General features: G+C 67.2%; 6 protein-coding genes. 2 read left to right on the top strand and 4 right to left on the bottom strand.

The features are described from left to right. Both ACFYWY_RS37870 and ACFYWY_RS37865 read right to left on the bottom strand, forming a co-directional pair. Window positions 1-82, bottom strand: an 82-nt coding sequence (locus tag ACFYWY_RS37870) for a biotin carboxylase N-terminal domain-containing protein (protein WP_308434054.1), incomplete at its 3' end; no start/stop codon positions are given. Between the two features lie 223 nt (window positions 83-305). Continuing rightward, the gene (locus ACFYWY_RS37865) at window positions 306-1,082 is read right to left on the bottom strand and encodes a response regulator transcription factor (RefSeq protein ID WP_389195966.1); all 777 of its coding nucleotides are present in this window, start codon (window positions 1,080-1,082) and stop codon (window positions 306-308) included. Between the two features lie 980 nt (window positions 1,083-2,062). On the opposite strand from ACFYWY_RS37865, the gene ACFYWY_RS37860 reads away from it, so the two are divergent. Further along, window positions 2,063-4,363, top strand: coding sequence for a BTAD domain-containing putative transcriptional regulator (locus ACFYWY_RS37860; RefSeq protein ID WP_389195964.1), 2,301 nt, complete (start codon window positions 2,063-2,065; stop codon window positions 4,361-4,363). Between the two features lie 100 nt (window positions 4,364-4,463). Here ACFYWY_RS37860 and ACFYWY_RS37855 read toward each other — a convergent pair whose 3' ends face one another. Next, window positions 4,464-5,993, bottom strand: coding sequence for a helix-turn-helix domain-containing protein (locus tag ACFYWY_RS37855; protein WP_389195961.1), 1,530 nt, complete (start codon window positions 5,991-5,993; stop codon window positions 4,464-4,466). A 49-nt stretch (window positions 5,994-6,042) separates the two neighbouring features. Then, on the bottom strand, window positions 6,043-6,399 hold the full coding sequence (locus ACFYWY_RS37850) for a VOC family protein (RefSeq protein ID WP_389195959.1): 357 nt from the start codon (window positions 6,397-6,399) through the stop codon (window positions 6,043-6,045). A gap of 345 nt (window positions 6,400-6,744) precedes the next feature. On the opposite strand from ACFYWY_RS37850, the gene acnA reads away from it, so the two are divergent. Next, window positions 6,745-9,474, top strand: coding sequence for an aconitate hydratase AcnA (gene acnA, locus ACFYWY_RS37845; RefSeq protein WP_389195956.1), 2,730 nt, complete (start codon window positions 6,745-6,747; stop codon window positions 9,472-9,474). The last annotated feature ends 129 nt before the right edge of the window (window positions 9,475-9,603 follow it).

Raw genomic sequence — 9,603 nt, 5'->3', positions numbered from 1 at the left:
CGCTCGCGATCCCGGCGTCCCGGCATGCACGGGCAACGCGGACAGCGATTTCGCCACGGTTGGCGATGAGCACCTTGCGCACGATGGCTCCCTCCCGACTCGGTTGCATCTGAGCCTCGTCGGTACCAACCGCCCCATCAAGAGGGTCGGTTTCAGGACTCGGTCGGGATGCACAGGCCCGCTGCGGCAGTGTGAGAGGACAGTCATGCGAATGTCAGGCGCCCTTCAGACACGCGGGCTGCCGGCAGCCCCGGCGACATGTCCTACCCGAGCTGCTCACGTACTCCCGCTACTGGCAGGGCAGTTCAGGCACGTCCGAGCCGGAAGCCGACTCCGCGCACCGTAATGACCCAGTCGCTCGCCCCGAGCTTGGCCCTCAGACTGCTCACATGGGTGTCGACGGTCCGGCGCGACCATGAGTCCCCCCAGACCTCCTGCATCAGACGCTTGCGCGGTAGGACGGTGTCCGGGTGCGAGGCCAGGAGATACAGCAGATCGAATTCCTTGCGGGTCACCACGATGCGTCGGCCGTCCACCCTGACCTCGCGGGAGCACGCGTCGATCCATAGCCGCCCGTGTGAGACGACCTTGGGCACCTCGGGTGCCGCGGGCACGGCCCGGCGCATGACGGCGTCCATACGGGCCATCAACTCACGGAACCCGTAGGGCTTGACCAGGTAATCGTCCGCACCCGCCTGGAGGCCGAGCACACGGTCCACCTCGCTGCCCCTCGCCGTGACGGCGATCATCGGCACGTCGCACGCTGCACGGATGCCCCGGCAGACCTCCAAGCCGTCCAGGTCCGGCAGTTCGAGGTCGAGCAGCACCAGATCGACGTCCTTGTAGGCCTCGAGCGCGGCGTCGCCCGTCGCGACGCTCCTGACGTCGTGGCCGTGCCGTTGCAGCCCCGTCACCAGCGCCTCGGCATCACTTGCGTTGTTCTCCACTACCAGCACCCGCCAGACCGCGGCCCTGCTGGGTATGTTCTGCGCCACAGCTGCTCCGATCGTCTCGCGCCGGTTGTCCCTCCTCTGCGGCGCCGCCGTGTGATGGTTTGACTGTTGTGCCAGTTCGAGATTCATGGCTCCCCCTCGGACTCCGGACCAGGTCCATCTGGCTTCCAGACAATAGGAATCGCATTCTCAGGTTGTCAAAGGCCCCCAGGGACAGATAATGGGTAGGTGAACACAGCGCCAACTGTGGTCACTGCCTACGCAAATTTGCGGATCGGCGCCTTTGCCGTCCAAGAAGAATGGACACGAGGTATTGCTGGCCAGGCAGCGATTTCGCTGCACGGAGGGGCTGCGGATGCGTCTTATGTCCGTTCGAGGTCACGCATGCGCTGTGACCTGTGGCCTATCTCGAGGGGGAGAGGACAAGGCTCTGGAAACCTGCTCGATCCCGTGCTCCCCCCGTAGAGCAACCCATGCCTCAGTACTCTAGATGCAGCGCTTTTCAGATGATTTTCAGATCGATTTCACCGCCGAAAATCGCCAGGAAATTATGGAAAAAGAGAACTGACAGTATCCAGGATCTCACCGCAACCCGGATGAGCGTGAGCCGCTGTGCGGCGGTGGCTCGCGACTGGTGGCGCTGGATGATCGCCGACGGCGCTACCAGGGCAGGGCGCCGGCCCGATGATGCGCACCGGCGCACGACGTTCGAGGCCTGGCACTCGCATTTCTCTCAGGCATCACGCCTGCCTGTCGCTCGCCGACGGCTCGCCTGCGACAACGAGTCTGCCGCCGCTGGCCGAGACCGGCACCCTCGCCGAACTGTTCGCCATCCTCCGGCGCGTGGTCGTTGTCGGCGTGCCTGGCAGCTGAGACGGAGGGTCGCTGTCGCCCTCTGGCGCCTGGGATCAGCGAGCCTTCCTGCTTCCGCAGGGGAGCAAGGGTTGAGGACGGCGTCCGGGGGCGACCGATCAGAATCCGCCAATCCGAGATTGCGCCAAGATTAATTTCCTCGCACATTGGCCGGATTCGCTTTGCTGGAGCTTTGCCGTACTCGCATACTGGCGCCTGATCTGTGAGGCCTGTGCCTAGCAGGGAGGGGGTCTTTGGTGCATTCGCTGTCTTTCAGGCTGCTTGGACCACTGGAAGTGCTCGCGGGTGGGCAGCCTGTACGGCTTGGAAGTGCACGTCAGCGCGGGGTACTTGTGATGCTCCTGCTCTCCGCGGACCGTGTCGTCTCGGTCGACGCCCTGGCAGAAGCGGTTTGGCAGGGTGCTCCACCAGCCACGGCGCGCAACCAGATAGCCATCTGCGTCAGCGTCCTGCGCAAGATCTTCCGGAACTCCGCAGACGTCGACGACCTGATCGACACGGTGCACCCGGGCTACCGGCTCAACTCCAGAGGGCATCGCTCGGATCTTCGGGAACTGGACGTAGCCGTTGCCGCTGCCCGTTCCGCAGCCGATGACGGACAACTGGCCCAAGCCGCAGAGCACTTCGAGCATGCGCTGTCTCTGTGGCGCGGCCGGGCCCTTGACGGTCTTGTGGGCGGGGGCATCGACGACGAGGTCGCCCGGCTGACCGAGTTCTCCCTCGACATCAACGAGGAGTACGCAGCGTTGCAGCTGCGGTTGGGGCGCCACCGTTCAGTGGTGGCCAGACTCACGGCGCTCGTGGCGGAACACCCGCTCAGGGAACAGTCCAGAGCCCATCTGATGCGCGCCCACCACCTGTCCGGCAGGCGAGCCGCAGCACTGCAGGTGTACCGCGAGGGGCGAAGGATCCTGGTGGAAGAGCTGGGGGTCGAGCCGAGCGCCCCCGTGCAGCAGCTGCACTGCCAGATCCTGAAGGATGCCGACGAGCCGGAGACGCTCGGAAGCCGCCCTGCTGCCGCGGCGCCCGGGCCGGAAGCGGTGACGGTCGTACCTGCCCAGCTACCGTTGCCCCCAGCCTCGTTCACTGGACGTGCTGCGGAAATAGCGGCTCTGGACCAACTGCTGGCCGGCCGTCGGAGAGAGGGGACGCTCGCCATCGCGGTCATCTCGGGCGTAGGTGGCGTAGGGAAGAGCGCGCTTGCCGTGCACTGGGCGAACCGAGTCGTCGACCAGTTCCCGGACGGTCAGCTCTTCATGGACATTCGCGGCTATCACGAACACGACCAGCCCGCCTCGGTCATGGCCCTGCTCTACCAGAGCCTGCGGGCCCTCGGCGTTTCCAGCACCGGGATCCCGGCCGAGCTGGAGGAGCGGGCCGCGCTGCACCGCAGCGTTCTGGACGGCAAGCGGCTCCTCATCGTCCTTGACAACGTCCGTTCCCCGGCCCAGGTCAAGCCGTTGCTCCCGGGGCTCGGCGAGTGCTGCGTGGTGATCACGAGCAGGGCGGCGCTGGATGAACTGACAGGCGACTACGCGGCAGCACGCATCGACCTGAAGGTCATGACGCAGGCCGAGGCCCAGGACATGCTCGCGGCCTCGATAGGCGCGGATCGAGTCGCTGCTGAGCCGGAGGAAGCCGCACGGCTGGTGGAACTCTGCGACCGGCTGCCCCTGGCCCTGCGTATCGCTGCTGCCCGGCCGGCCACCAGGCCGCACTGGTCGCTGCGCCAGCTGACGTCACGGCTTGAGGACCGGCGCCGACGCCTGGACGTACTCAGCCCGGATGACGGGGGCGTCCGGGCGGGGTTCCGGCTCAGCTACCGGGAACTGTCCTCGAACGCCGCCCGATTATTCCGGCGGCTCGGGCTGCTCACCGCACCGCACTTCCCGGCGTGGGTCGGTGCCGCCGTGCTCGGGGTGGACGTGCCGGAGGCGGAGGACCTGATCGAGCTGCTCGTGGACGCCCAGCTGCTCGAGGTGTGTCCGGTCCGGGCGGGTTCGCCCACCTGCTTCCGGTTCCAGGACCTGCTGCGCCTGTTCGCCTGGGAACGCGCCCAGTGCGAAGACTCGGAGGCGGACCGGGAGGCTGTTCACGCGCGGGTCACCGGCGCCATGCTTGCCATCGCCAAATCGGCCCATCGGCAGCTCTACGGCAAGAGGGCGCTACCCCCACATCGGACCAGCCCCGGTGTGGCGCTGCCCGCCGAATACAGGCCCGCGGTACTGGCCGGCCCCAGCGCATGGTTTGAGTCGGAGCGGGACTCGATCGCCGCCATGGTCTGCCGGGCCGTACAGACGGCCGGCCGGTGTGACGATGTGCGGTCGACCCGGTTCGTACGCAGCGAAGCTCCGATTGGAGCAGGTGACCTTCCAAGTCGCCCTGCAGAACCGGAGCTTCGATGTGCCGCCAGTCTTCCATTGTCTGCTTGGCCAAGTCGCCCTCGCGTCGGCAGTGGTGCATGGCCGATCTGGTGGAGAGGTTGCGCGCGCTGCCCGATCCTCGCCACCGGCGCAGGGTGCGTCACCCCTTCGTGAGTGTGCTGTTGGTGGCCTGCTCGGCGGTGGTGGCCGCCGCGCGCCCCGGATCCGGGCAGGCAATTTTGCTGGTCAGATGAGGTGCGGCGGCACCGGCTGTTCAGATGTCGCGGAAGATCTCGATCTGCGCGCCCACCGAGTTCAGCCGCTCAGCCAGCTCCTCGTAACCCCGGTTGATGACATACACATTGCGCAGCACGGACGTGCCCTCCGCCGCCATCATCGCCAGCAGCACCACCACCGCGGGCCGCAGCGCCGGCGGGCACATCATCTCCGCCGCGCGCCAGCGGGTCGGGCCCTCCACCAGGACCCGGTGGGGGTCGAGGAGTTGGAGGCGGCCGCCCAGGCGGTTGAGGTCCGTCAGATAGATCGCCCGGTTGTCGTAGACCCAGTCGTGGATGAGCGTCTTGCCCTGGGCGACCGCCGCGATGGCCGCGAAGAACGGGACGTTGTCGATGTTCAGGCCGGGGAACGGCATCGGGTGGATCTTGTCGATCGGCGCCTCCAGCTTGGAGGGGCGCACGGTCAGATCGACCAGCCGGGTACGTCCGTTGTCGGCGTTGTACTCCGGCGTACGGTCGTGGTCCAGGCCCATCTCCTCCAGCACCGCGAGCTCGATCTCCAGGAACTCGATCGGCACCCGGCGGATGGTGAGTTCGGATTCGGTGACCACCGCCGCGGCCAGCAGGCTCATCGCCTCGACCGGGTCCTCGGAAGGGGAGTAGTCGACGTCCACGTCGATGGTCGGCACACCGTGCACGGTCAGCGTCGTCGTCCCGACGCCCTCGACCTTGACGCCCAGCGCCTCCAGGAAGAAGCACAGGTCCTGGACCATGTAGTTGGACGAGGCGTTACGGATGACGGTCACCCCGTCGTGCCGGGCGGCGGCCAGCAGTGCGTTCTCGGTCACCGTGTCCCCGCGCTCGGTCAGCACGATGGGGCGTTCGGGCGCGGTGGTGCGCTCCACCTTCGCGTGGTACAGCCCCTCGGTCGCTGTGATGTCGAGGCCGAAGCGGCGCAGCGCGATCATGTGCGGCTCGATGGTCCGCGTGCCGAGGTCGCAGCCGCCCGCGTACGGCAGCCGGAAGGTGTCCAGCCGGTGCAGCAGCGGCCCGAGGAACATGATGATCGACCGGGTCCGGCGCGCCGCCTCCGCGTCGATGGCGTCCATGTCGAGGTGCGCGGCCGGCACGATCTCCAGGTCCACGCCCTCGTTGATCCAGCGGGTGCGCACCCCGATGGAGTTCAGCACTTCCAGCAGTCGGAAGACCTCTTCGATACGGGCCACCCGGCGCAGTACCGTACGGCCCTTGTTGAGCAGCGAGCCGCAGAGCAGCGCGACGCACGCGTTCTTACTGGTCTTGACGTCGATGGCGCCGGACAGCCGGCGGCCGCCGACCACCCGAAGGTGCATGGGCCCGGCGTAGCCGAGAGAAACGATCTCACTCTCGAGCGCCTCACCGATGCGCGCGATCATCTCAAGGCTGATGTTCTGGTTGCCGCGCTCGATGCGATTCACGGCGCTCTGACTGGTGCCGAGCGCCTCGGCAAGCTGCGTCTGTGTCCAGCCCCGATGCTGACGGGCGTCACGGATGAGCTTGCCGATGCGTACGAGGTAGTCGTCTGCCATAGGGGCAGGCTATCTCAGATATGAGATGTGATCGCGCTGGCGTAGGCCATCAGAGTGACAGGCTGTTGGCAACCGGGTGGCGTGGCTCGTACAGCGGTAGTTCGGCCCCGCTCGGCATCCGCACAGCAGCCAGCACGCCCCACCCCTGTTCGCTCGGCTGCTGCGAGATTTCCACGCCGCGCTCCGTGAGTGTGGCGAGTGTCCGCTCGAGGTCGTCGCACATCAGATAGAACCCGGCCTTCGGTCGATCGCCCGTCGGATGCGCGGCGACCTCCGCCGGTGGCAGCTGGAAGATGAGCCAGCCGTGCCCGGCGTCGACATGTGCGAAGCCGAGCACATCCCGGACGAAGGCCCGGTCGGCGTCCGGGTCCTGGCTGTAGAGGATCACGTGCGCGCCGCTGAACATGCTCCGATACTGAGCCGGGCACAGGGTGCGGGCAAGCCTTGCGCCATCGAACGGGCAGGCTGTGCTGCGGAGCGGGCAAGCCTTGCGCCATCGAACGGGCAGGCTGTGCTGCGGAGCGGGCAAGCCTTGCGCAATCGAACGGGCAGGTCGGGTGCCGTCGTCCCGGCACCGGTCGAGGTCGGGGCATGACCCGGCAGCGGTCATGTACTAGAGTTATCTCGACATCGAGATATCTGCCGAAGGCGTACCGCAGCCGTCATCCGGTAAGGGTTACCTAACTAAGTCTTACCTTAGCGGATCGGCGAGAAGCCGTGGCGGCAGCATTGAGGTAGTACGCGCACATTGATGAAGGAGACTGTCGTGTCGGCGAACAGCTTCGACGCCCGCAGCACGCTGCGCGTGGGCGACGAGTCGTACGAGATCTTCAAGCTGGACAAGGTCGAGGGCTCCGCGCGCCTCCCTTACAGCCTGAAGGTGCTGCTGGAGAACCTGCTCCGCACGGAGGACGGCGCGAACATCACCGCCGACCACATCAGGGCGATCGGCGGCTGGGACTCCCAGGCACAGCCCAGCCAGGAGATCCAGTTCACGCCCGCCCGCGTGATCATGCAGGACTTCACCGGTGTGCCCTGCGTCGTGGACCTCGCCACCATGCGTGAGGCTGTCAAGGAGCTCGGCGGCGACCCGGCGAAGATCAACCCGCTCGCCCCGGCCGAGCTGGTCATCGACCACTCCGTCATCGCCGACAAGTTCGGCACCAACGAGGCCTTCGCGGAGAACGTCGAGCTGGAGTACGGCCGCAACAAGGAGCGCTACCAGTTCCTCCGCTGGGGCCAGACCGCATTCGACGAGTTCAAGGTCGTCCCCCCGGGCACCGGCATCGTCCACCAGGTCAACATCGAGCACCTGGCCCGTACCGTCATGGTCCGCGGTGGCCAGGCGTACCCCGACACCCTCGTCGGCACCGACTCGCACACCACCATGGTCAACGGCCTCGGCGTGCTCGGCTGGGGCGTCGGCGGCATCGAGGCCGAGGCCGCGATGCTCGGCCAGCCGGTCTCCATGCTCATCCCGCGCGTCGTCGGCTTCAAGCTGACCGGTGAGCTCAAGCCGGGCACCACCGCCACGGACCTCGTCCTCACCATCACCGAGATGCTGCGCAAGCACGGCGTCGTCGGCAAGTTCGTCGAGTTCTACGGTGAGGGCGTCGCCGCCACCTCGCTCGCGAACCGCGCCACCATCGGCAACATGTCGCCGGAGTTCGGCTCCACCGCCGCGATCTTCCCGATCGACGACGAGACCCTCAAGTACCTGAAGCTGACCGGCCGCAGCGAGCAGCAGGTCGCGCTGGTCGAGGCGTACGCCAAGGAGCAGGGCCTCTGGCTCGACCCGGCTGCCGAGCCCGACTTCTCCGAGAAGCTCGAGCTCGACCTGTCGACGGTCGTCCCGTCGATCGCAGGCCCGAAGCGTCCGCAGGACCGCATCGTGCTCGCCGAGGCCGCGTACCAGTTCTCGCAGGACGTACGGAACTACGTCGAGGACGACGACGAGGCGGGCAAGGAGTCCTTCCCGGCCTCCGACGCCCCGGCCGCCACCAACGGTGTGCCGACCCGGCCGACCCTGGTCACCGCCCCCGACGGTTCGACGTACGAGATCGACCACGGCGCCGTCACCGTCGCCGCGATCACCTCCTGCACCAACACCTCGAACCCGTACGTCATGGTCGCCGCCGCGCTGGTGGCCAAGAAGGCGGTCGAGAAGGGCCTCACCCGCAAGCCGTGGGTCAAGACCACGCTCGCCCCGGGATCCAAGGTCGTCACCGACTACTTCGACAAGGCGGGGCTCACCCCCTACCTCGACAAGCTCGGCTTCAACCTCGTCGGCTACGGCTGCACCACCTGCATCGGCAACTCCGGCCCGCTGCCGGCGGAGGTCTCCAAGGCGGTCAACGACCACGACCTGGCCGTGACTTCGGTGCTCTCGGGCAACCGCAACTTCGAGGGCCGGATCAACCCCGACGTCAAGATGAACTACCTCGCGTCCCCGCCGCTGGTCGTCGCGTACGCCATCGCCGGTTCGATGAAGGTGGACATCACCAAGGACGCGCTGGGCATCGACCAGGACGGCAACCCGGTCCACCTCCAGGACATCTGGCCCACCGAGGCCGAGGTCAACGACGTGGTGGCCAACGCCATCGGCGAGGACATGTTCAACAAGTCCTACCAGGACGTCTTCGCGGGCGACGCGCAGTGGCAGGCGCTGCCGATCCCGACCGGCAACACCTTCGAGTGGGACCCGCAGTCCACCTACGTGCGCAAGCCCCCGTACTTCGAGGGCATGACGATGGAGACCACCCCGGTCTCGGACATCGCCGGCGCCCGGGTGCTCGCCAAGCTGGGCGACTCGGTCACCACGGACCACATCTCCCCGGCCGGTGCGATCAAGGCCGACACCCCGGCCGGTCAGTACCTCACGGAGCACGGCGTCGAGCGTCGCGACTTCAACTCGTACGGTTCGCGTCGTGGCAACCACGAGGTGATGATCCGCGGCACCTTCGCCAACATCCGTCTGCGCAACCAGATCGCGCCGGGCACGGAGGGCGGCTACACCCGCGACTTCACCGTCGACGGAGCCCCGGTCGCCTTCATCTACGACGCCTCGCAGAACTACCAGGCCGCCGGCATCCCGCTGGTCATCCTGGCGGGCAAGGAGTACGGCTCGGGCTCGTCGCGCGACTGGGCCGCCAAGGGCACCGCGCTGCTGGGCGTCAAGGCCGTCATCGCCGAGTCGTACGAGCGCATCCACCGCTCGAACCTCATCGGCATGGGCGTCCTGCCGCTGCAGTACCCGGAGGGCGCGTCCGCCGAGTCCCTCGGCCTGACCGGCGAGGAGGCCTTCTCCTTCACCGGCGTGACCGAGCTGAACAACGGCACCACGCCGCGCACGGTCAGGGTCACGACCGACACCGGGGTGGAGTTCGACGCGGTCGTCCGTATCGACACCCCGGGTGAGGCGGACTACTACCGCAACGGCGGCATCATGCAGTACGTGCTGCGGAACCTGATCCGCAAGTAAGCACGGCAGTACGACAGAAGGGCCGCACCCTGGTGCTTGGGTTCTAGTGGTCGTCGCAACACCCCAGTTCAGGGGATGCGATGGACTTCGAGATCCGCGAGGAACGGAAGCCGCAGGGACCGCGGAAGC

This window comes from Streptomyces sp. NPDC002870 (assembly GCF_042888505.1).
GTDB lineage: Bacteria > Actinomycetota > Actinomycetes > Streptomycetales > Streptomycetaceae > Streptomyces.
The sequence above is the reverse complement of the archived record's forward strand: the minus strand, read 5'-3'. Positions and strand labels throughout refer to the sequence as shown.